15 protein-coding genes and 1 pseudogene are annotated in these 22,611 nt (G+C 66.9%); 8 read left to right on the forward strand and 8 right to left on the reverse strand.

Going from position 1 to position 22,611, the window contains the following annotated elements:
* Positions 1-373 precede the first annotated feature (373 nt).
* From OG747_RS41300 to OG747_RS41310, 3 genes are all read left to right on the forward strand, one after another.
* A complete protein-coding gene (locus OG747_RS41300) occupies positions 374-733 on the forward strand; it encodes a MarR family transcriptional regulator (RefSeq protein ID WP_405884465.1) in 360 nt (119 codons plus the stop codon).
* A gap of 270 nt (positions 734-1,003) precedes the next feature.
* Positions 1,004-1,210, forward strand: a complete 207-nt coding sequence (locus OG747_RS41305; RefSeq protein WP_382119100.1) for a helix-turn-helix domain-containing protein — start codon at positions 1,004-1,006, stop codon at positions 1,208-1,210.
* A 61-nt stretch (positions 1,211-1,271) separates the two neighbouring features.
* A complete protein-coding gene (locus OG747_RS41310; RefSeq protein ID WP_405884466.1) occupies positions 1,272-2,510 on the forward strand; it encodes a tyrosine-type recombinase/integrase in 1,239 nt (412 codons plus the stop codon).
* An 861-nt stretch (positions 2,511-3,371) separates the two neighbouring features.
* Here OG747_RS41310 and OG747_RS41315 read toward each other — a convergent pair.
* From OG747_RS41315 to OG747_RS41345, 7 genes are all read right to left on the reverse strand, one after another.
* Positions 3,372-3,545, reverse strand: a complete 174-nt coding sequence (locus tag OG747_RS41315; protein ID WP_405884467.1) for a hypothetical protein — start codon at positions 3,543-3,545, stop codon at positions 3,372-3,374.
* A gap of 58 nt (positions 3,546-3,603) precedes the next feature.
* Complete coding sequence (locus OG747_RS41320; RefSeq protein ID WP_405884469.1) at positions 3,604-4,638, reverse strand: hypothetical protein; 1,035 nt, start codon at positions 4,636-4,638, stop codon at positions 3,604-3,606.
* Positions 4,639-4,721: 83 nt separating this feature from the next.
* Entirely contained in the window at positions 4,722-6,083 is a 1,362-nt protein-coding gene (locus OG747_RS41325; RefSeq protein ID WP_405884470.1) for a serine/threonine-protein kinase, read from the reverse strand.
* Entirely contained in the window at positions 6,080-9,187 is a 3,108-nt protein-coding gene (locus tag OG747_RS41330; protein ID WP_405884471.1) for a hypothetical protein, read from the reverse strand. Before OG747_RS41330 ends, OG747_RS41325 begins: the two co-directional genes overlap by 4 nt.
* Positions 9,184-9,864 (reverse strand): hypothetical protein, encoded by a 681-nt coding sequence (locus OG747_RS41335; RefSeq protein ID WP_405884472.1) that lies wholly within the window; start codon positions 9,862-9,864, stop codon positions 9,184-9,186. The genes OG747_RS41330 and OG747_RS41335 overlap by 4 nt, the downstream gene beginning before the upstream one ends.
* Positions 9,861-10,313: a hypothetical protein gene (locus OG747_RS41340; RefSeq protein ID WP_405884473.1), complete on the reverse strand. Its 453-nt coding sequence runs from the start codon at positions 10,311-10,313 to the stop codon at positions 9,861-9,863. Before OG747_RS41340 ends, OG747_RS41335 begins: the two co-directional genes overlap by 4 nt.
* A gap of 86 nt (positions 10,314-10,399) precedes the next feature.
* Positions 10,400-11,611 (reverse strand): hypothetical protein, encoded by a 1,212-nt coding sequence (locus tag OG747_RS41345; protein WP_405884474.1) that lies wholly within the window; start codon positions 11,609-11,611, stop codon positions 10,400-10,402.
* 454 nt (positions 11,612-12,065) lie between these two features.
* Between OG747_RS41345 and OG747_RS41350 the strand changes: the two are divergent.
* Positions 12,066-12,757 (forward strand): annotated as a pseudogene (locus OG747_RS41350) (transposase family protein).
* 679 nt (positions 12,758-13,436) lie between these two features.
* Complete coding sequence (locus tag OG747_RS41355) at positions 13,437-15,416, forward strand: hypothetical protein (protein WP_405884475.1); 1,980 nt, start codon at positions 13,437-13,439, stop codon at positions 15,414-15,416.
* Positions 15,417-15,690: 274 nt separating this feature from the next.
* Here OG747_RS41355 and OG747_RS41360 read toward each other — a convergent pair whose 3' ends face one another.
* Positions 15,691-16,713 carry a hypothetical protein gene (locus OG747_RS41360; protein ID WP_405884476.1) on the reverse strand — a complete coding sequence of 341 codons (1,023 nt, stop codon included), beginning with the start codon at positions 16,711-16,713 and terminating at the stop codon, positions 15,691-15,693.
* 369 nt (positions 16,714-17,082) lie between these two features.
* Between OG747_RS41360 and OG747_RS41365 the strand changes: the two genes are divergently transcribed.
* From OG747_RS41365 to OG747_RS41375, 3 genes are read left to right on the forward strand one after another with little or no spacing between them, the layout of a single operon-like run.
* Positions 17,083-17,736 (forward strand): vWA domain-containing protein, encoded by a 654-nt coding sequence (locus tag OG747_RS41365; RefSeq protein WP_405885975.1) that lies wholly within the window; start codon positions 17,083-17,085, stop codon positions 17,734-17,736.
* Between the two features lie 35 nt (positions 17,737-17,771).
* The gene (locus tag OG747_RS41370; RefSeq protein WP_405884477.1) at positions 17,772-19,193 is read left to right on the forward strand and encodes a protein kinase domain-containing protein; all 1,422 of its coding nucleotides are present in this window, start codon (positions 17,772-17,774) and stop codon (positions 19,191-19,193) included.
* Between the two features lie 23 nt (positions 19,194-19,216).
* The gene (locus tag OG747_RS41375; protein ID WP_405884478.1) at positions 19,217-22,603 is read left to right on the forward strand and encodes a DEAD/DEAH box helicase; all 3,387 of its coding nucleotides are present in this window, start codon (positions 19,217-19,219) and stop codon (positions 22,601-22,603) included.
* The last annotated feature ends 8 nt before the right edge of the window (positions 22,604-22,611 follow it).

A 22,611-nucleotide genomic window follows, 5' to 3' on the forward strand; every position in this document is an offset into this window, starting at 1 on the left:
ACCTGGGTCTCTCGCCGACGGCTTAGATGTTGGTGTGGCAACTCGTTTCTGAGGCGGACTTATCCTGGCGCTTACACACCGCTTGAGCCTCAATCTGACTCTTTGCCGTGATGCCCCCGGACTGCCACAGAGGCGCATTCGCCTACGGCAGACAAAAAAGAGGGCGGAAAGACTGGATAGCTGCGCGAGGACCATGTCAACGTACAACGTCCCGCAAAAATCCAGGCCAGACGGTGCTATTGCTCGGCTGCGATCACTTCTCCGAAACCACTCGGAGGGAGAGCGTCGCGCGGGCTGACCCGCTGGCGTGGCTCCTACTTGGGAGGCCCGTCTGTCTGAATCCGCAATCCGATCTGCCCGGTTCACTTCACCCATGCTTTTTGCCCTCGGCGGGTTGAACGCTTGGGTAGGCCAGACGGCAGGTGACTACCTTGCAGTCTCCACCGGGCTCTGTGACGGCGTCTGCGCGGTCGGCCCTTTCGGTGAAGATCTCTTGCAACGAGGCTACCGCGGCGATCGGGCCGTCCTTGCGCACGTGGCACAGTATCCCGGCGCCACACCCCAGCAAGTGGCGCAGGCGCTCGGGATTCCCAAGTGCCGCGTCACGGCGAACCTCGACCGGTTTACGGACCACGGTCTGCTGGCGGTTGCCTCGGACAGCGCATCCGGGGCCCCGCGCTCATACCTTCTTCTCCCCGTCGACGGCGAGGCCAAGCAGACGTCGGGTACGTGACGCGGCGCACAACATAGCCGACGATCGCCGGTTAGCCAAACCGGCGATCGTCGCGACCATTGAGGTGTTCGCCTTTCGGCTGCGCTTGGCGGTGGAGTCGTGGCGGACGCAGGCAGCTTCGCGTTGGCAAGAGGAGGCGCGGAGCAGCTCTGCTGCGGCGCCTTTGCCGTAGGCAGCGCGTGCCGCTGGCAGGCGGCCGTCCTGGCACGGACCGCGCGAGGTGATGCTGCCGCGCCCCTGTCGCTCCTCGCTCTCGAGAAGGTCTCCGCTATGCCTGCACGCCTGCTGTCAATTCCTGCTGTCGCCGCTGCCCTGGATGTCGACCGGCGCACCGTCTACCGCTTCATCGCCGCCGGCGATCTTCCTGTGGTCGACCTTCGTACCGGACCAGGCCGGTCCCGTGTACGGGTTCCCGTGGCCGGCCTCGACGAGTTCATCGGCCGCCGCGCCGTCGTACCGCCGGCAGCCCGCCGCTGACCCTGGCCCGTCCCGGCCCCGTCACCGCTGAACAAGGAGTAGAGCCTCGTACCTCCGTAAGTTGAAGTCCGGCAAGTGGCAGGCGACCGTACGCAACCGGACAGGAGACCGGTTCAGCGAGTCGTTCCCCCTCAAGGCGCAGGCGCGCGCCTGGGGTATAGAGATGGAAACCCAGTTCGCCCGCGGAGGCATGCGCGACCCGCGGGCCGGTGAAGTGTCGTTCCGCGAGTGGCACGACCGGTGGTGGAACGCCCGAATCGTTGAGCCCCACACGCTTCGCGGCGACGCCTCCAATATCAAGAACCACGTCATGCCCTACTGGGCGGACTGGGAGATGCGGGCCATCACCCGCATGGACGTCCAGAGCTGGATCCGGACCCTGGTTGAGAAGGGGGCGGGGGCCGCTGCGATCAAGCGGGCCTACAACCTGACGTCCTCTATGATGCGTGCGGCCGTCGACGACGATGTCCTGGCGGTGACCCCGTGCCGCAGCATCGACTTGCCCCAGATCGCGGTCAAGCCGCCGCAGTGGTTCACGCTTGACCAGGCGCAGAGCATCCTGGACGAACTCCCCGCCGCGTGGCGGACGATGTGCTTGCTTGGCTTCTACACCGGACTCCGATGGGGAGAACTGTCTGGCCTGCATCGCCACCGCATCGACCAGCGCCGCTCTCGACTGTTTGTGGTGGAGGTCAACAGCAAGAGCGGCATCAAGGAGTACCCCAAGAGCTCCAAGAGCCGTAGAGAGGTCCCGCTCCCGCCTCACGTCCTGGAGGCCCTCGAACGCCACATCCACCGGCTCGACCGGGACGCCGTGGTGTTCACCACCATTACCAAGGGCCGTGCCGGACGGCTCCTCGCCGACAGCAACTGGCGTCGGCAGACCTGGTGGCCCACCGTCGAGGCCGCCCACTACTTCGACACCGACGGCGAGCAGCAGCTCGTCCCGCACTACCCGCCGCACTCCATGCGCCACACCTGCGCCTCGTGGCTGGTCCAGAAGGGAGTCTCGCTCTACGAGGTCCAGCACCTCCTGGGCCACGAGAGCTTCCAGACCACCCAGCGCTACGCTCACCTGCAGCCGGACGCGCACAAGGCCGTCCTCGGACCGGGAACCCTGGTCAAGACACTCGAAGCAGCCCTGCCGCCAAGTGGCATACCGGTGAGGTACAACTTCTCCACCCGGACCGCCTTGTTAAAACCGCGCCGCGGCAGTGTCCCCCTACTGGAGCTCCGAACACGTCCATTCGACTCTTCACGGATCTATCCCACGCGGAGGAGGAATGCCTCGTCGAGGTGATCCCGTCGGGCGGCCGTACCCTGCATGCCGGAATCGATCACGACATGCCGGGGACAGAGCCCCCCGCCGACTGACGCGCGGCGGGTCCACAGTGGGCGCACCGACGCGACGCCACCGCGTGAGGCTTCGTACCGGGGGAGGTGCTGCCGTACTGCGGGTAGCCATGCCACGCCAGATTGCCCGTGCCGAACCGACGTACGGCCGTGACGCTCATTTGACGCTTCGGGCGTCCGCTGGCCCTCATTCGGGACCCGAAAGCCTCTCTGACCTGCTGTTTTACCGCCTGCGTCCAGGCCGACATCTTTCCTATGACGCATCATGTGGAGTGTGTCGCGATCCTTGAACCGGTCGCTAAGGGCTCCTGACGCGCAAATAGGTCGGTTCCAAGGTCATCAGGGCCCTGGCGCCTTCGATTTGCTCGCCCCACGGCGGGCGGCGAGAGCCGCCCTGGGTCGCTGACCTGCGGTTTCGCTTGTGCGCATTATGTGCGGTGTGGGCGTTACGGGCGATATCTTGACGCTGTAATGACGCTCGTGACGCTCATTTGACGCTCGTTCTGATGGAGTGTCAGGCGCCTTGTGGGCAGGTCAGACCCTGTCAAGAGTGACGAGCATCGATGGGGTGCCGAGGGCAGGTGACGCTGAGCGCAGACCTACCGAGTCCCGCTTGTCAGATGTCCCGGAAGAGACCAGTCAGCGCGGTGACCTGCCACGATGAGGGGCTTTCGGTCGTTGACCTGCGCGAATGGTCTTTCAGTTGTTCCATGCTCGTGCCGGTTGATGAAGCCGGAAGTCCCAGAGAACCCCCACGGCTGACGGACTCCCTTTTGGTTCTACTCGACGAAGGGCAAGCGGGGCTGTGCTAGGCGCGGGCCAGCTGGTCGCGCCGTAGGCGGGCGCCGCGGCGGGGGCCGGTCACCCACAAGCGCGTCGCCGTCCCTGCCGGCGGCTCGCTTCCGCTCGGGCGGAGGTACATGTCGGCGACCATCACCCCGTGGCCCGTGCGGAGTGCCTGCAGCCAAGGCCCGTCGTTCAAGCCATACGACACCTTCCGAATGGCACGGGAGCTTTGTGCGTTGCAGACATCGAGCCTGTCACTCGAACAGAGTCAGCTTTGCTGGCATTGCCGGGAGCAGGCCCAGCGACCTCAGTATGCGCCCGGTGTCCGACCCGTCGATGATCATGTAGGAGCGGGGGCGCCGGGCGTCGTGGGCGTAGGCGTCCATCATGCCAACCACGCTCGGCTTGATCTGATGACAGTGCTGCAGAACGAGTAGCTCCGCTGGCTCGGTGAACAGCCGGTCGATTTGGTCGCCGTTCTTGCCCAGGGCCCTAATATCCATGGCGCGAGGGTAGCCGGGTCCCTTGAATAGCCACGCGGCTGACATCTGGTGCCCACGGGCGAACACTCGTGATGTGTAGAGATCAGAGCGCTCTCCACCCCAGTCCTTGGGAACGTACGACTCGCCGATCAGCCTGGCGAAGGCGTGTTTCACTGTGTCCTCCGGCACGCTCAGGACCGCTTCACGCTCAGTTTCTGTTAGGGGAGAAGCGAAGTCGATCCCGCTGAACTGGCCGATATCTCCGGGGTACACCCGCGCTCCCGGTGCTGGGCCCCCGGCAGCAAGGCGGCCATCGACGAACGACCTGACTCCGATGAAGACCGGCCTGATCTCAATTTGCGCTGCGCTGAGATTGGTGACCGTTCCGATCAAGTAGGCCCGCCGATTTCCGGCGAGACTGCCGGTCGCGGACGAGCTGGCAGTTCTTGCCGAGTTGAATGTGCCGGTGACGTGCACCGGCTTGTCCGCGTCGAGTACCGCCGTGAACCTGACCGGCTTGAAACCTGGGGCGTCGTGGTCTCGGTCCCGCTGGAACACAAATTCCAGCTCAGCACCGACGATCTGCCCCGTGCGGAGGCCCTGTCCCAGTACGCACCTCGCCAGCTCGCCGACTCCCAGAGAGGAGAGCGCATCGGCCAGTTCTGTGGCGAGCACATAAGGCAACGCTGCCTCGGGATCGCTCCTGCGGTCAGCCCGCGCCCGCGCAGACTCTGTCCGGTGCTCACCGAGGAGGGACTGCACCTGGTCCTGGTGCAGGAAGTACGGCTCTAGCGAGATGCGCGTCATCGACGACATGATCCTTTTAGCTGAGGCGGACCAGACTCAGTGCCTGGCAACGCTGGGACGGCGTGGCAACGGTCACGGGATGTCTATATGAGTAGACGGAGGAACTCGTCCACGTCTTGGGGTCGGTCGGCCGGCTTGCGGCGGGTTGCCTCCGCTACTACGGCGCGCCATGGTCCGCGTGCGGGCAGCAGCGGGAGGTTCTGCTCCGGACGCTCCCCGGTCAGAATGGCTGCGATAAGCCGTCCGATGCTGTAAACGTCGGCAGTGGCCGCCACGTTATGGGGGTTTCCGGACGTCAGCTCCGGTGCCGCGAATCCCTCGGACCCGAAGCCGGTGCCGGTCCGAGTTCGGCGCGGAACGCTAGTCTCCCCTCGGGGCTGGCGCCCCAGCCCCCAGTCCGCCACGACCCACTTGCCGTTGAGGAGCAGGACGTTTGCTGGCTTGATGTCGCGGTGAATCCGGTCGTCGGCGTGTGGGCCCCGCAGTCCTTCACAAACCGCAGTGACGAGGCCGCGGAGAGCTCCGGTCTCCCGCCGCAGACGTTGTGCGTGGCTGGCGGCGCTGCCGCTCGCGAGCGGCATGACGAACCACCGTCCGTCCGGGTCAGAGTCAAGCACCGGCATGACGTTCGGGTGCTCTCCGTAGAGGTGCCCGATGGCGATCTCGCGGCCCATGCGGTGTACAGAGTCCTCATCGCCGTAGCGGAGCTGCTTCAAAGCGACGGGGATGCGGGTGTACTTGTGCACGCCTCTGTAGACCGCTCCCTGGCCACCTTCCGCAAGCGGCTCCTGATCCCTTTCGTAGTCCGATTTCGCTCCACGCTTGAGCCACCGCACAGCGGCCCACGGCGCGACCTCGCCTGCGCCCTTCATGGTCTCGTCGGTGAGAAAGTCTTGGGCGACCTTGATGACGTGGTTACGGAAGGCCCCGTCCCTTTGTGCTGCGAGGAGGGCCACCAGTGGCCTGACCTCGGGATAGGGAGCGAGCTCGATGGTAAGACGGCGTGCCTCGTCACCTTGAGCAGCTCGTCGGGCGGCGCGCTGGTTGCTGTGTTCTTGCCGGGCCGCCTGCAGATCAGGATGCGGAGCCCAGCCACGGGGTGGCAGGACCACGCGGGCGTCGCGGAAGTCACATTCGAGGACGATGCACCCGTTGCGCGCAAGCTCGGTGGCTATGCCCTCGGCATGGTCACCGAAAGTGGTCACAGCCGATTGCCACCTGCGGGGGCCGTTGGTGGCGAAGGCCCACTGACTGTCGGTCAGGCCGGGCGGGCGGCGCGGTGTCGGGAAGCCTTCCGGCTCCAGAGTGACGCGCGTGACCTTCGGATTGCCGTTGCGGTCGGTGTTGTAGTTGCCGTCGGGCAGAGGGACGGCGTACGTGGTCAGGCCCGGGTAGACGCTGAGGTGGCGCATCGCGAAGCCGCGCGGGCGGGAGCGGTCGGTCATGCCGGCTCACGGTACCCGTTGCCGGTCAGCCAGGCACGGAGCAGTTCGACACGCGGGGTGTGCTCGTCATAGCCGACAATGACGGGCTCCTCGTTGTACGGGCTGGAGTCAGAGCTGCGGCGCAGCTTGACGTACTCGCCGCAGGCGCCGATGGCATAGGATTCCATGTCGTCCTGCAGTGCCCCGACGACGGTGATACCGCTCTCCCTGCCGATCTGCCCGAGAAGGGCGACCGCTTCGCGGCGGTGCTGCTTGCCGAGGTTGCGGCCGAGCTCGTCCAGAACGAGTAGTAGTGGACGACCTGTGCCGCTCGCCGCTGCGGCGGCACACACGAGCTTGATTGCCCGATCATCGATCTGTGCAGTGTTGGCGCGCCGGTTGTAGGGGATGTGCCGCCGCCCGTGGGCGCGTCGCCATATCGGCGTGACATCCCAATTCCAGTCCTCCGTGGGGTCGGCCGGCGGCGGAGGTTCGTCGTACTGGAGTGAGGCCCCGTACCCGCCATGGGCCTTATCGAGCCGGTCGAACTCGGCTGCGACGTCGTCCAGCTTCTTCTTGATGGCGGAGGTGAGTGCTCCTCGGTGCGCTCGGCTGGCCTGGATCGCCTCACTGTGGCCGATCTGCGCGGCGTTGAGGCTCTCGTAGCGTTCTTTGCGATGAATGGCGATCTGCTGGCGCTCGTACTGGTCGGTGCCTTCGTGCTGGCGGAGGTAGACATGGAGAGCGTGGTGCAACTGGGCGAAGGCGGCCTGTGCCCGTCGGCCGCTGCCTGGCCCGCGCTGGCGGAACTCTCCCAGCAGGCCAGTGATCTCCGTCGGCATACTGCCAGAGGCGGCGGGAGGGAAGCACTCGGATATCGCAGTACTGATCAGGTGCCTGGCTTCCTCCCACCAGTCGTCGGCCGTCCAGGACTGCTGGTTGTCCGGCAGAGCGAGCAGGTGCTCGCTGGCAGAGTCGAGGGCGCCACCCCATTGGGCAGTCAGTTCCGGAAGGCCGAGCTGCGATCGTTCCTTCTCAAGGTTCTCGCGCTTCGCTCGCTGAGCCTTGTTTGTGCCGTCGAGGGTGGTCTTCTGATGCTGCAGAGACTGGATCTCCTTCTGGCGGACACCCTCCAGGCGAATCACCTCGTTCCGCTCGGCGACTGCAGCGCCGAGCACCGGAGTAAGTTTCGCGCGCTCTTCCCGGGTGGTCTGATCTCTCTTCCGCAGGCTGCCAATCAGCACGTCCAGTTGGCTCGCCTCGACTGCGGCCCTTGCGCCTTTCTGCCGACGCTCAGCGGCGGTGACCTGCTGGCTGGCAGCCTTCCACTTTTTCTCAGCCTGCTGGCGGCTTTCGGACTCCTGGCGAACGCGCTCCCGTGCGGCGACAATGCGGGCGGCACGACCGGTCACGGGGCTGGGAAACCCGCCGATGATCACGAGGCCCGCGTCGTCGTGGACCCGGTCAGGGTTGGGGCGGGAAGTGACTCGCGCGTCAAGGGACGCGAGGAAGCCGCTCAGGTCGTACTGCGGGTTGGCATTGCCCGGGAGGCCGACGTGCCTCGCGCTGGTGGTGAGATTGGCGGCGATCAGGGTCGAACCGGGTATACCCGCCAAAAGTACGCTGGCCCTGTCGAGATCTTCGGAGTCCACGACAGCCGCCTCACGGTACGGCCAGAGTGCGGGCTCCCACTTTGGCCTCTGTTGGGCGCTGAGGACAACTGCGTCGAGCAGGCAGATGCCGCTGATTCCTTCGGCTGCGAGGACATCGATCTGCTGCCGGGCCAGGTCCCTGCCGCTTTCCGCGTCATGCAGGCTTGCTTCGGCGTCGGAGAGCACCTTCTCCGCCACTCCGACTGCCTTGACCGCCACTTCCAGGTTAGTGTCCGCGTCGGCGCGTTCCCGATTGGCGGTTGGCTCGTCACGGCCGTCAGCATCACGGGCCGCTTCCCTGGCCTCGCGCAGCCGACGATCGGTCTCCTCGATCTGGTGTTCCAGCGTTGCAATTTGGTTGCCAAGCTCGCGGTCTTCGCCGTCGCGCTTGTTGAAAGTGCTCATCGCGGCCTGCTGACGTTGTGTGAACGCCTTGTTATCGGCCAGCTCCGCCACCTGTCTGACCAGCTCTTGCACTGTGCGACTGGCCTTCTCGATCTCGATATCGATCCCAGCAACCTCGACCTGGATTTCGGCGCTGCGCTGGAGGGCTTCGTGCAGCAGGCGTGCCGTGCGCGACCGCCAGCGATCGGCTGCTTCCGCGACATGTCCGCGTGCCTGGTCCCGGGCGTCGATACCACCCTCGATGACCTGGGTGCTTTCCTCCCAGGTGGCAAGTTCGGACTTGACGGCGTTGGCCTTCTGGAGAAGGTCGTACTCGTGGTGGCGTGCCTGGCGTTCCGTCTCCAGCTCGCGGTCGATGCCGGTGAGCGCAGCGATCGCCTCGAAGATCCGCCGCTTGGAGATCTCGTTCAGCGGTTGGGCGAGAAGGTTGGGGGCAGCACTGGCCCGCACCGATGTCGACAAAAACGACACGCATCGCACGTGCTCTCCGTAGAGGGTGCGCGGAAGATCACGGGCCGCCACGTCCTGCCGCCTAGCTCGCGGGACGGCCCGCGGGGGCAGGGCCTGCCAAACTGTGTCAGCGGCCTGTTCTCGTTCGTCCTCGCTGCCCCCGGCGGGTAGATGCAGACCGTCCTGCCAGCGCAGCTTCAGGCGGGGCCCTTTTTGGCTGTTGCGATCGATCCGGATCCACACGGTCAGAGCCCTGGCCTGAAGCTGATCAAGGGTCCCGGCGGCGGGAGCGAACACGCCGATGACGTACCCATGGTCGGCGTTACCCCAACGGTCTTCACCGCCAGCGTCCTCTGAGTTAAACAGCAGGTCGACTGCGGCGGGCGCACCGGAGCCGAATCGCCACTGCTCATCAGCATGCAGCAAGCTGATCTGGGCCAGCAGCGACGACTTCCCCGCGCCATTGGAGTCCTTCGGCCCCTGCCCGGCCACGGCGATGAGAGTGCCAGCGGCAATCGGGATGGGATGCGTGGACAGCCGGGAGACTCGCACGCTCTGCAGGCCGACAAGGACACGGTCACCGACGATGTCCTCTTCTTGCGGTGTGCTGTCGCTCATGAACCGCTCCTTGGGGAAAATGTCACTTCCTGGGGGCGGCTCAAGCTCCGGCGGACCGTGATCGCCGTTGCGAGCGCGGTATCCGGGCCTACGGCCAGGATTAGGTTTTCTTGCAGGCGCTGGCGCGCGGCGGGAGTGAGCCGACGCAGCGCCGGCCCAGGGACGTAGGAGGCGCCGGCGGTCTCGGGATCGGAGCCGCGCACTGCGCGGACCAACCCGGCTGCGCGCAGCCACTGCAAGGCATCGGACAAGCGCCGCTGCCCGTGAACCTGCGACAGCTTCCGCAGGCGGGTCGGTGTGGTCGGATGGGGCGACTGCCAGTCATCCCCGATCAGCTGCCCCTCTGCTCGGGGGATTGCGACCGAGTGGATCAGCACCAATATCAGAGCAGCCCGTTCCAGAGGTGCTAATATCCCCCAGCCCTTCGCCGCGAGTTCCGCGGTTATGTCGTCCCGGTACCCCGACGTCCACAGGTGGGCGCCCGCGTGGATGAGCGTGCGGCCGGTCCTTTGCAGCATCTGGTCTAGCAGGTGACGTAGCGTCGCGTCCCGAAGTGCCGGCAGTGCGGCCTCGCTGGCGGGTTCGCTACCGTACTCCAGTGCGGCCCAAGCCGAGACCAGCGCGTCGCGCTGCTTGTCGCCGAGTGGCTGGAGCAGATCATCGAACAAGCCGCTCATTGGTCCAGCTCACGGTCGGGCCGCGGCAGTGGCAGCTCCCGGCGCAGCTCCCGCAGCGCCGGGAGGTCCTGCTCCGGCCAGGTAGCCACCCGGGGGCCGAGGCAGACCCTCTGCGCCTCGGCATCGATGTCCAGCCACCGGCTGGTATGCAGGCGTCGGAGCGCCCCCGTTCCGAGGCGGTGCAGTACCTCTTCCCCACGTCCGGGAATGAGCTGGTCCACTACATCCAGCACCTCGCGCGTCGTCGCCGACTGCCCCGGCCACGGGCCTGTTTGGACATCGGGCCAGCAGCAGCGCAGCGCCGCCGCCAAGACCCGGCTGGTCTCGTTCGGAAACTCCACTGGGAGCACCTGCATTCGCAGCTCGCGCAGCACAGCCGGCGTCACGTCGTCGGGCGGGCGGTGCAGCAGCCAGCAGTGCTCACTATCCCGCTCTACTAGTCGCAGCATGCCTGCAGGGATTCTAGTCGCTGACGGTACGCGCAGTGGACCTTCGGCTCGAGCCCTCGCCCACCACAGCGCCGCCTCGGTACTACTCACGCGGGCCTCCGCTCTCGCTCGAACACGCCAGGGGTAAGCCAGGACGGCACACTGCCCGCCTGTACCTGGACCGGACCAGACCATGCCAGCCGGTAGCCGAACTGGTCGTTGTTACTCGCGGCGACTAGGTCGGCAAGCACGCGGCGCGCCGTCACCCAGTCCATGCCCGACAGCAATTGCTCGATCGCAACTGAGTCCCCGCCGCTCAGTACCTCTTCGGCGACTCCCATCAGTCGCTCGGCCTCAGCGTCTGAGCGTTCCTGGGAGGGCGGCTCATCGCCATCGGGAACCCGGGAACGCGGCGGCGTGGAACGGCTGCCGGTTGGCTGCGGCCTGCTGGCGACGGCCTCCGTCAGGTCGGCGATATCGTGCCACGGGGCAGGAGCGTCGAAGACTTGATCAGCCAGGACCGCCGCGAGCTCATCTACCGTTGCCCGCCGTGCGAAGCGCCTCCACATCTCAGGCGGTAGCAGGTTCAGCGCCCTCGTGGTCCCCGCTGCGGTCATCAGGCGTGCCGACGCGTTCGTCGAAGCATCTTCGTAGGCGGCGATCGCCGATCGCAGCTCCCCACACTTGCGGCTGAGTTCCGGCCAGAACTTCAGCAAGATCGCATGTACCGCGGACGCCTGGTCAATGAGCGACTTCGCGTTCCAGAGCAGTGGCGCGCGCTCCCGCAGCGCCTCCACGGTGCCGCCGACGGTCAGCGCCACGAGCTCGGCGACGAGGAGCCGAAGCGCCGTGGTTACTCCTACGACTACCTCGAGGGCTTCCTCGGCTGTACCCTCCCCGCCCTCCAGCCTGATCTTCTCCATCGTCAGAAGATGGTGCAATTCAGACTGACCCCCGCGGGCCAGCATCCGCTGGACGAACAACATTGACACGTAGCTGGTGAACGAGGCCCGGAACTCGCGCTGGTAAGGCTTATCAAACGCGGGCTGGATCGCGCCGAGCTTCTTCAGGACGCTCAGGCGATTGTCGATCACCTCGTCCGGGAATGCGGCGCATGCCGCCCTGATCTGCTCCGCTGTCAGTCCGTCTTCGCCCGCGCGGGCAAACGCAGCAAACAGCGTGTTCGCCAGTCGGAAGAGGGTCGCGTCATCGATCGCTGCGTCCGCCCGGCGCGCAAGGACGGCGACAATCTGCTCGAACACAGAAGCGACGGCCTGCTCGGCCGCCACTGTATCCAGTCCAAACTGTTCGTCCACCACTGGACCGCTCCTGGTTGTTTCCTGACTCTGGGCTTGGGGTTCAGGCTGCGGTTTGCCTGGGTGAGGTGTGATTCTGATGCATTCAACGGGGAGCTAGTCGTACATGAGAAGCTGGCCGCTCCAGGCTGATCTTGTCGCCCCCAGTCCCACCCACAGTACGTAGGGTAGTCGATCTGATGGGGAGGTCTCGGGGAGTTGGCGATCACCGTCATGCCCAGGGGAGTAGCCGACGTCGAGGCCGTGGCCCTCAATAACGGCAAGATGTTCGTACACACAGCGATCGACCCGTTGGGCAGGGGATGTCCGAGACTGCGCTCGATACTGAGCGGAAGTGCGGACCTCTTTCAGTGTGGCCGGTGTTCGAGTGACGGGCTCGATGTCCGCAACGCACGAGGCTCCGGTGGCATTGGGGGAGGGTTGTTCGAAGTCTCAGCCCACGGGCGCAGGAGCCGCGTTGGCCTTGTATTCTGCTGCGTTCGACCTGCCGCGCGCCTTGGCCGAGTGCGTCACCATGCCCATCGTCACTCGCGAGGGCGACCGTCGCTGCAAGCTCCTACCGCACCAGTGTGTTCTGGTCGGCCCGGCGTACCTGCACCGTCCCGACATCCCCGCCCAGCTCCCCGCCGGATTCGGTATCTCCGTCGGCTCGGGTCACGCCTACACGACGGCCCTCGTCGACCTGCTCGCCGACTGTGCCCCCGGCCTGCTGCGCGCTGCGCGAATCGGGCCCTGACGACGTGCTGCTGAACAGCATCTCGCGGGGTGTGACCGGGTTGGCGGCAGCCGGGCAGACATGTCTCACGAGCGCGGGGTAACAACGTGCAGATGTGTCCTACCCGGTCGGGCAGCTGTTGTGGATCCGGCCGAAGATGCCCGGCCGCGCGCTCTCATCTGCAGCCCGCGCTTACCGGATCATCCCGTAAGCGAACGTCAGGGCGTTGCCATTCTCGCTGACCGTGCCTACATCGGCGCCGACCCGTGTCGGCGATTTCCGGCAGGCGGCCCGCCGGGACGGGAGCTTTCGCCGACCTGGCGAACCGTCAACTGGGCGCTGGCTATAGCCCGGCGCCGGTCGAAGGCGGCGTCACACGCTTGAAGGCATGGCGGATCTTACTCAAGTCCCGGTGTAGTCCGAATTCAAGGTAAGAATCGAGCAGGTGCTTAGAAGACGCCTGCTCTATTCGGCTCTTGGGCATCCGTGCTGGCTGCTATGCCTGGTGCTTGTAACACGGGATCGCCGGTTGGCCAAACCGGGGCTTCCCCGGATCATTGTCTGCGTTCGTTGGCGGACGTCACGATCTTCTTGTCCGAGGCATGTGCATTTTCGGAGCTTCGCTGCTGAGGTCACGTTCTCGCAGTGGGGGTGCGTGAGCTGAGTGCGCGCAGAGGTGCGGGAGATGGTGCGGCGTCGGCCTGGGGACCAAGGCTGGGGACCAGTGCCCGCTACACGCAGTGGCCTTGCGGTGTCGGTGTTGGCGACGAGCATGCAAATGATGAAGACGTCCTTCGGTGGAGGCCGTTCTGACGTCTGGAAGGGGTGAAGGTGTTGCTTGGTTCTAGTCTTCGAGGGACAGGGATGGGGGGACTTGTGGGTGGCAAGTTGTCGATGGCTGACGTTCCACTCGGGCTGTTCGAGGGCTCGTTGATCACGGTGCATTCGGCCAGGAGCAAGGCGGCCAATCTGCATGTGGACAGGCAGTGCGGACAGCTGCGTACTTCCGACGTGAGAACTGTCGACGTGCGGCTGGAAGCGACGACGTTGCGACGGCTGTGCTCGGGGTGCGCCGCATGGGGTGTCGGGGGTCGGCCGACTACCGGGCTGGGCATGTTCCTGCGGGCTCTGGGCGGGACGGGCCTGTTGTACCAGTTGCAGTCCTACACGGAGCCGGACGAGGACGAATGCTGGACCGACGAGGAGGTACGAGACGCCGCTGTGCTTCTTCGTGCTGCACAGAATCTTGACGGTGATGACGACGAGGAGGCGGAAGGCGGCGCATCGGTACGGGATGCACGTGAGGACGCCGAACATCTGTGGGGCCTGATCTTCTCCCATTGGCGCGGCGCGGGACGGAGCCTGTATCGGGCACAGGCCGTCCTCGCTCACTTTCCCTGGCTGGAGGAGTGGGCGAAGCCGTCGCTGACGGCGAAGACGCGGTACCTGGAGACGCTGCGGGCCCAGGCGGCCCGGTTCGCGAACCCGGAGGAACTCGTTGTAGCTGCTGCCGCAACTACTCTCCGCACGCCCGAGCTTCCGTGCGCGGCCCCGGCCTTCGCGGTGCTGGGCGCCAACAGCCGGGTGTCTGCGGCACTCGTGGACCTGTGGCGCCGGTGGCAGAACGCGGCCGGACGCCCCTGGGAAGGGCCGAAGGCGCGTGCCTATCTCTCGTACGAGATTGTGCGAGGCATCCGCAGTAACCGGAAGGGCTACGACGCGGCCCGAGCCGAGGCCGCGCGCCTGATCGAGTCCTGGGAGGAACGGGCCCGGGCGGCAGCGAAGTCGGCGGACCGGGCCCCGACACGTCGGCTGACGGCGCACGTGCCGGAGGCGTCCGACATCTCGCCCCGTCATGATGGGCGGGACTTCCTGGAGGGGCTGGACGCGTGGACGCTCGGTGTGCTGGTCACGTGGACCGTCGATGCTGACTGGAGGAACCGCGTCCTCACGCTGGAAGTCCCCGATCTCGTCGCCGAACGGCTCCTTGGCCCGGCGAGCGACCTCCCGTGCTGCCCAGTCGACGGGGCAGCGGATCTGCCCGAGTGCGACCGTGGTCCGGGAAGTCAGCCAGGCACCGTCCGTCCGGGCATCTTCGACGACACCCCGGTCTTCGACCGACGCCCTGTCACCCACGATCACATCCGTGCGCTGCGCACGTTGGCGCCCGGTGCCGACCAGCTGTACCTGGTCTTTTCGGCGAGCGGGGGAGCGGAAGTCCTGCCGATCGACACCATCGAGAGACGGCTGGCCAAGGGGTGGCTGGGCGTCCTCATCGCAGGAGCCCGTGACCTGCCCGCAAGCGTGATCGGCCTGGAGGAGCCTGGCAGCAGCGCCGGGCCCGAGGCATGTGATGCTCAGCGGCCTGGTCCCGGCCAGCGCGTCCACGATCCGCATTTCGGTGCAAGTCTGGGTCTCGCCGAAGGCGGACGTCAGACCCTCCGCCAGACCTACGGCACCGAAGACCGAGACCTGAATCTGCGTCTGCTTGCCCTGGCGCGCGGCGCGCACGACCTGCGGAGCCTGGACACAGACCGGCCCGGCGGGCTGCCGGTGGCGGTATGGCACGGCCTGCTCACGGAGAACCACCTCGACTTCGCGCCTTTCCGGCCGCCGAGCAGCGACCGGTGGCGAAGCGGCAGCGGTCTCCCTCTGGGGCCCCTGGCCGCTGTCCAGTTCTACACCACCAACGCCAACCCTCTGATCGAGGGCAAGGGCCACTCGCCGCTGTGCCGGCACGCCCACGAACGCGCCGTTGTGGCCAGCGACGACCTTCTCAATGTTGCCGACCTTATGGCGCGCACCGACTTCGACTGGTGCAGCAAGTGTGGTGGATACGCCCTACGCAGGCTCACCGACTCCCAGCTGTCCTACTACCGTGCGGCTCACCGCTTGCACGGCATCAAACGGTGGCTCGACGGCAAGAGCGAAGTCCCCGACACCGACACCTCGACGATGATCACCCATCTGGAGGAACTGGCGGCCTGGCAGCCGGTCGATGAGGAACAGTGGTGCGGCAGCGATTCCTGGCAATGGCAGGACATCATCCGCGAGCTCAGGCGCAAGGTCGCACGCTGTGACGGGCCCTGGTGAGTCGGCCTCTTGATCCGGCGCGCGACCGTTGGACGAGCGTCATGGGACGTCATCCATCCCGATTCGTCGCGAGCGCACCGATCTCCGGTGCCGGAAGGCCCCGGCGGCGATCGCCCGATCGGGACTTCCGTTCGACGAAAGCCACCCGGCGCTCACCTCGGCGCAGCGAGCTTTCGAAGGCCCGCACTGCGTCGTACTGCAGGGAGTCTTGGGCGTCACCGTCATCCCTGAGGTCCGGAAGACGGCGGCGCACGCGGGCCTGGAACGTCGGCGCCTAGGGGTCGGCCGCGGACTCGCGCAGCCAGCGGGCCACGGTCTCCGGCTGGTGAAAGGTGAAGACCTCCCGGGGGTGCGGCTCGGGGTCGTCGCCGTTCCGGAACAGCACCCGGACTCCGTCGGTGGCGTATGTGTAGGGCATCCGCCGCTCCGCGGACGCCATCGACGGGGTGCCGGCCTCACGGGTTCGGGCCATCGCCGTCGGCAGATCCCCGCCGCCAGGCCGCACCGCGACGGTGCCCACCGGTTGGCCGTCTACGTGGAGCACATAGTTCGGTCCCTCCGTACCGTCAGGGTGCGCCGTGCCCCGTACCGCGACTCCCCGTACCGGTAGCTCGTACAGCACATCGGAATCGTCTCGTACAGTCCACCCCGCCTCGGTCAGCCAGTCCGCGACGCGCCACTCCGCCTCCAGGCGGGCCGCCCGCGCCTTCAGGGACGCGCGGGTGGCCGTCCCGGCGGGCGTCTGCCGGTCGAACGTCCGCCGCAGCGCGGGGACGTAGTCGTCGAGCAGAGCGACCCAGTTGGCCGGGTCGGTCACGGGCTCCCACGCGGTGACCTGCTGGTGTGCCGAGCCTGCCGCGGTGTCGTCCCATTCGGCCGGCGGAACGAAGGAAAGCGCGTCACGCACTCCGGTCCGCAGCCGGAAGTACCAGACGCCCAGGTTGAAGCAGTGCCGTACGAGACGTCGGGCACGGGACTGGTCAGCTGGTCCGGTCTCGCCGCCGGGCGCGGGGGTGCCGGAACGGCGCAGTTCAGTCAGCGCGCGGTGCATCGGACCGTCGGCGGCGTCATCGGTGGATTCCGGGCCGAGCAGCCGGACGGACTCCGCGGTCAGCACTTCTGCGAACTGCCGGGCCTGAGCGAGGGACCGTTCCGGATGGGCGTGCGCGTCGGCCTCGGCACCCGCGCCGTACAGCAGTAGGAGGGGCTCCAGCGGCAGCAGGAAGCCGAAGTTCGCGGAAGCGGCGGCCAGCTCCGCAAGGGCGTCCTCGTCGGCTGCCTGGTGCACTCGGCCCACGTTCCCTTCACTCCTCGTTAGCGCCGCCCGCGACCTTGGCACGGCGCGTCGAACAGTCATCCCAAATCTATCGCCTCAGGTCCGGGTGCCGAGACCGTCTAGCGGTGACCGCTAGCCGGGGAACGACAAGCGCACCTGCCGCCGTTGATTGTTCCTATTCGTGTCGTCCAGGCAGACGTACTGTCCCTGGCAGCGATTCGCAGACCCTCCCGACGGTGTTCAAGTCGTGGGAATACCGTCCGGCGTAATTCGTAGTACCTTGTCTGCCTCAGCGTCAGGAATGACCTTGCCGCAACCAGGCGCGTCGGTTTGCAGCTGTCAGTGCGGTGAGGACGATGGGGGGACGTCGTGGGTGTTGCGCCGCGTTTCATGGCCGCGAAGGCGCGTCCGTTACCGGTACTTGTGCTGGCGGACGTGAGCGGAAGCATGGGGGAGCCCCAGGAGAAGATCGATGTGCTCAACGAGTGCATCCGCCGAATGCTCGGCGACTTCGCGACGGCCGACGTCGGGCGAGGCGTCATCCATGTCGGAGTGATCGCCTTCAGTCAGGATCGGGCTGTCCTGCACCAGGAACTGGTGCCCGCAGCGGAGGGTTCCTGGACCGATATGGAGGCCCGGGGTGGTACCCCGCTCGGCGCGGCCCTCGAACTCGCTGGTGTGGTTCTGCGCGACGAGTCCGTTGTCCCGGCCCGGGCTTTCTCTCCCACTCTCGTCCTCGTGTCCGACGGGATGCCCACCGATGAGTGGGAGGAAGCCCTCGACTCCTTGCTCGACTCCCCGAAGGGCGCCAAGGCCAACCGACTGGCGATCGCCATCGGTCCTGACATGACCGAGCAGGCCAAGGCCGTGCTCCGCCGTTTCGTCAGCGACGAGGCCAACGGTGTGTTCGAGGCACAGGACGTCGGACGCATCCAGCAGTACTTCCGCTGGGTCACGGTCACCGTCACTCAGCGTGCCCAGAGCACCCGGCCGGACCGGACACCGGTGCTGAGCCCCGAGGACCTGTCCGACTTCGGCGCCTGAGTCGGCTGAGGCACGCGGCGAGAGGAATCCAACCAGTGGCATCGCGCTGGGACCTTGGCGGTCTGCTGCGGCCCGTCGAGGACGAGTACCACCAACTGTGGTCACTGACCCACTCGATCGGAGCCGGCGGCCAGGGCGAGGTGTGGCTGGCCCGAGGCGGACGCACTGCCGTCAAGATGATCACTGCCGCGAACCAGGAAGCGGCAGAGGCCGTTCACGCCCGACTGCGCCGCATCCAGCGCCTGCCGCTGGCCGGTGTCCCGCTGGCCGGCGTGCTGGCCCTGCTCGCTCCGCCGAAGCTGGGCTACGTGATGGAACTGGCCGACGAAATGGTTCCGTTGGACACCTTGTGCGTCCCCGACGAGGAGGACCTGGCAGCCTGGTACATACGCACCGGAGGGCTGGAACGCCGACTGCGACTGCTGGCCAAACTCGCGGACGCCGTCGCCCTTCTTCATGCGCGCGCCATTGTGTACCAGGACCTGTCGCCGTCGAACGTTCTGGTCTCCGCCGCCCCCGAGCAGCACGAGATCCGGCTCATCGACGTGGACAATCTCGGCCTGGTCTCGACAGTCGAATCCGCACCGGTCCACACTCCGGGCTACGGGGCACCGGAGATCGTGTCGGGGCGCAGCGGCGCCACCACGTTGGCTGACGCGCACGCACTCGGCGTGCTGATCTTCGAGACCCTCACGGCGAGTCACCCGTTTCGAGGCGATGAGGTCCTGGACTCCGACCCGGCCTATCAACAGGAGTACGCGGACTGCTTTCGCCTTCCCTGGATCGATCACCCCACTGACCACACCAACGAGTGCACGTCGGGCATCGCGCCCCGACAGGAACTGCTGTCCGGTCAGCTGTGGGACCTGGCCACCCAGTGCTTCGTGAACGCCGTGGGCGATCCTCTGCTCCGGCCCCCTGCTGCCCGGTGGGCCGCAGCCCTGCACTCCGCGGCGGGACAGACCGTCGGGTGCCCGGAGTGTGGGTGGACCTACCGTGCCGTCGCGCCCTCCTGCCTCGCCTGCGGGAGGCCCAGAGAACGAGTCTGGGTGCTGCGCCACGGACTGACCGGGCCGGTGGGTATCGAGCCCGAAGCCCAGTCGGGCAGCGGCGACGATGTCCCTGGTGTCGAGCTGACAGAGGTGCCGCTGCCCGACTTCACCGTGCTGCGCTCCGGTGCCTGGACAACACTGACCGCTCGCCATACCTCCCCTGCACCGGATCGGCCCGACGCTGTGGTCGCCCAGCTGCAGTTCCAGGGCCGGGACGCCACGGTGCTGAATCTTTCACGCGACAGCCTCTGGCTGGACCATCAGGACGGGCGGCCATGGCGGGAGATCGGCCAGGGAAGCCAGGCAACCGTACCCGTCGACGGTCGCACCTGGACGCTCCACTTCGGGGAGCCAGGCGTCATCCACCGCTGGGTATGCCTGATGGCTCTGGGGGCGAGCGGATGAGCGTTCGGCCCAAGGGGCCGGTCATGCCGGCTCGTATGCCCGGAGAGCCCGTCTTGCTGTCATTCCACTGGCGTCGAGTGCCGCAGGGGTTCACCGACCAGACCATTCCCGACGGCAGCGAGGTCCGCCTGTATCGTCGGCCCACAGGCCAACTCGACCTGGTCACCGAGACCGCCACGTTCGGAGTCAAGCCGGCGAGTCCTGAGGACGAACGAAAGCTCGACGAGGTCGTGGCAGCCGGGACCAGTTGTGTGACGGTGACCGCTCATCCCGTCCGGCCGCAGCCGCCCGCGGCTGTCACGCCGCAGCGGCCTCGTGCCGGAAGGCCCAACGCGTCCGCGTCAGGTGCCGATCAACCGTTCACCTTGCGGGCGCACATCTACGCGCCCGCCGTGGGGCTCGCGGTTCCGCTCAGCTCCGGACTTCTGCTCGACGTCAATGACGCCGTTCTCGAGGACGCCACGAAGTACGCGGACCGGGCGGACACCGTCAACGTCGGGTCCGCATTGGACTTCATGAGACGCGAACTCTTCCTGCGCCCACGTCCCGGGGCTCCCGCAGACGCCAGGCGCATGGTGGTCTCGGCCGGACCAGCCGGAAGTTTCGCAGCCGGGTTTCGGGTGCACGGGCCCGGGCTCATGGCCGACGTCGAGAAACACAGTGCCGGTTACCGCATCGTCCGCCTGCTCAGCTCGGTCCACGACCGGCTCGGCACCGGTCGGAAGGCGCTGGCCGTCGGTTCTGTCGAGTTCCGCGACATGACGGCCAGACAGCGCGACCGGGAGAGAATCCAGCAGGGACTCGATCTGGTGGCCAGCCAGAACAGTTACCTGGCCATGTGGGACAGGTACCAGGAACTGGAGGCCCGCCACATCAGGGGACGTATCCGCGACTTCGGAACCATTCGGTACACCAACGTCAAGGTCGAGCCCGACGGCCGTTGCGCTTTCACGGTGGATCTCAACCGTGCGCTGCCCCGCACACGAGCTGCCCTGGAGAACACGACAGCGGTCGAACGCGCCGAGATCGAGGCGGCTGCGGAGGTTCCGGCCTCCGTGACGGACACCGCGATGACCGATCGGGAGTGGCTGGAGGCGTCCCGCGCGCAGAAGGTACGTGCATGGGTCGGCGAACCACTCGGATACGACACCGTCACCGAGACGCTGCGGCTTGCCGCAACTCTCAACGACCAGCAGGACCCGCCGTCCCAGGGGTGGCTCTACCTGGCACACCGCGGTGATCAGCGCCGGCTCGACCGGCGCGAGAAAGCCATGCAGAAGCTGCGCACCGACGGGACGCACATTCCCGCGCTGCCGACTCTGCTGGAGGGCCGTTCCTGGCCGCAGCCGGCCCAACGGCGGATCACCGAGCTCTCCCGTTCCGCACTCAACTGCTTCGCTCCCCACGGGCCGACGCCGGCGCAGCGGGAAGCGGTACTCACCGCCCTCAACACCCCCGATGTGGCGATCATTCAAGGACCGCCGGGTACAGGAAAGACGCAGGTGATCGCCGCTCTGGTCAACCAACTGGGCGACCTCGCCCAGGGCGGGGATGTCGCCGGCAGTACCCTGCTGACGAGTTTCCAGCACGCCGCGGTGGATCACCTGGTCACTCGTGGCTGGGTCTTCGGGTTGCCTCCGCTCAAGGTGGATTCCCGAGGCCGAGGCAGTAAAGTCGCGCTTGACACCTGGCGTATCGAGGCGGCCCGCGCCGCCGACCTACGGCTGCGTGATCGCCCGACAGGACGTTATCTGGCTGCCCAGCGAGCCGCCGCCGAGTTGGCCGCCACCTACCGGGTGGCACCGGTCCCGCCCGAGTTCATGCCCCAGTTCCTCGACCAGGTGCTCGACCAACTGGGCGACATCGCTGAGGCGTCCCTGATATCAGAACTCCGTAGTCGCAGGGACAGTGCCCAGAAGCAGCGCATGCGGGCCGCCGCAGTGGCCGACCCCGAGTTTCGCGCGGACCTCCTGCCGTACATCCGGGCTCTACGCTGTACCCCGACCGGATTCCAGGACGACGGGCCCCGCACCGCCCGAGCACTGCTGACGCGGCTCGATCTCGCCGACAGCCCGCTGCTGGATGGCATCTCGTACAAGGAGCCGCTGCGGGCGGCGGTCACCGCCACGTCGCCGCCGCCCGAACTGCTCGATTCGCTCTCCGGGTTGCGCGACGTCTTGCTCGACAGTCTCACCGGGCGCATCCGGCTGCCCGAGGTCACCGTGGCCGATCCCGCCATCGTCGACCTCCTGGACCGGCTCGCCGCGCAACTCGCGGAAGCCGTGACCCGGTCACCCGACGCCATAGCGGCGGCGCTGCTCGACTACCGGGACGACCTGCGCAGCGATCCAGAAGGCGTCGACAACACCCTCCGCGCCTACACCGTCTCGCTCGCCTCGACCTGCCAGCAGGCCGTCTCCAAAGCCATGGTCGCCGTCGGCCGTCAGGACGGGGTGTTCGAGTCCGTCATCGTCGACGAGGCGGCCCGGGCCAACCCACTGGACCTCCTCATCCCGCTTGCCCAGGCCCGCCGCAGGATCGTGCTGGTCGGGGACCACCAACAGCTTCCGCACATGCTGGAACCCGATGTGGAACGTGAACTGACCTCGCTCGGCGACGACATTCGCGACCGGTTGCAGGAAAGCCTCTTCCAGCGACTGGCCCGGCAGTGGGAGCGTGGTTCGTCCGACGGGCATCACCGGTTCGTTCGCCTGGACACACAGTTCCGCATGCACCCGGTCCTCGGCAGCTTCGTCAGCGAAAACTTCTACGACCGTCAACTGCGCAACGGCCGTGATGCGGCCGAGTTCGTGCACGGTATCGACCGATATGGCGAGGTCCCTGCGGTATGGCTTCCCGTGCCGCTGTCAGCCGGCGGCGAAACACAACGGGGAACAAGCCGAGCCCGTCCCGCCGAAGCCGCTGTCATCGCAGCGGAGATAGCCGCTCTGATCGAACGCTACCCGCGGATGACCTTCGGAGTCATCTCGTTCTACGCGGCACAGGTCACCGAGGTCTGGAAGGAACTCAAGAAGGCCGGGCTCGCCGAGTTCACCGATGCGGGCGGATGGCGCCCCGTGCCCCGGCTCTGCCGCGACGAAGACGGTGCACCGCTCGACCGGTTGCGGGTCGGCACTGTCGACGCCTTCCAAGGGATGGAGTTCTCCGTCACGTACCTTTCCACGGTGCGCAGCTGCGCACCGGCTGCACGCACCGATGCCAAGCGCGCCTACGGCCATGTGACCGCCACCAACCGGCTGTGCGTGGCGATGAGCCGCCAGCAGCGACTGCTCGCCGTGGTCGGGGACGACGACATGTTCGGGCTTGAGAGCCCCACAGCGGTCAAGCCTCTTGCCGCGTTCCTGGAACTGTGCCGGAAGGGGACGGACGGCCGTGTCATTCGACCGTGAGACCCCGG

Origin of the sequence: Streptomyces sp. NBC_01384 (assembly GCF_045040035.1) — a bacterium.
GTDB lineage: Bacteria > Actinomycetota > Actinomycetes > Streptomycetales > Streptomycetaceae > Streptomyces.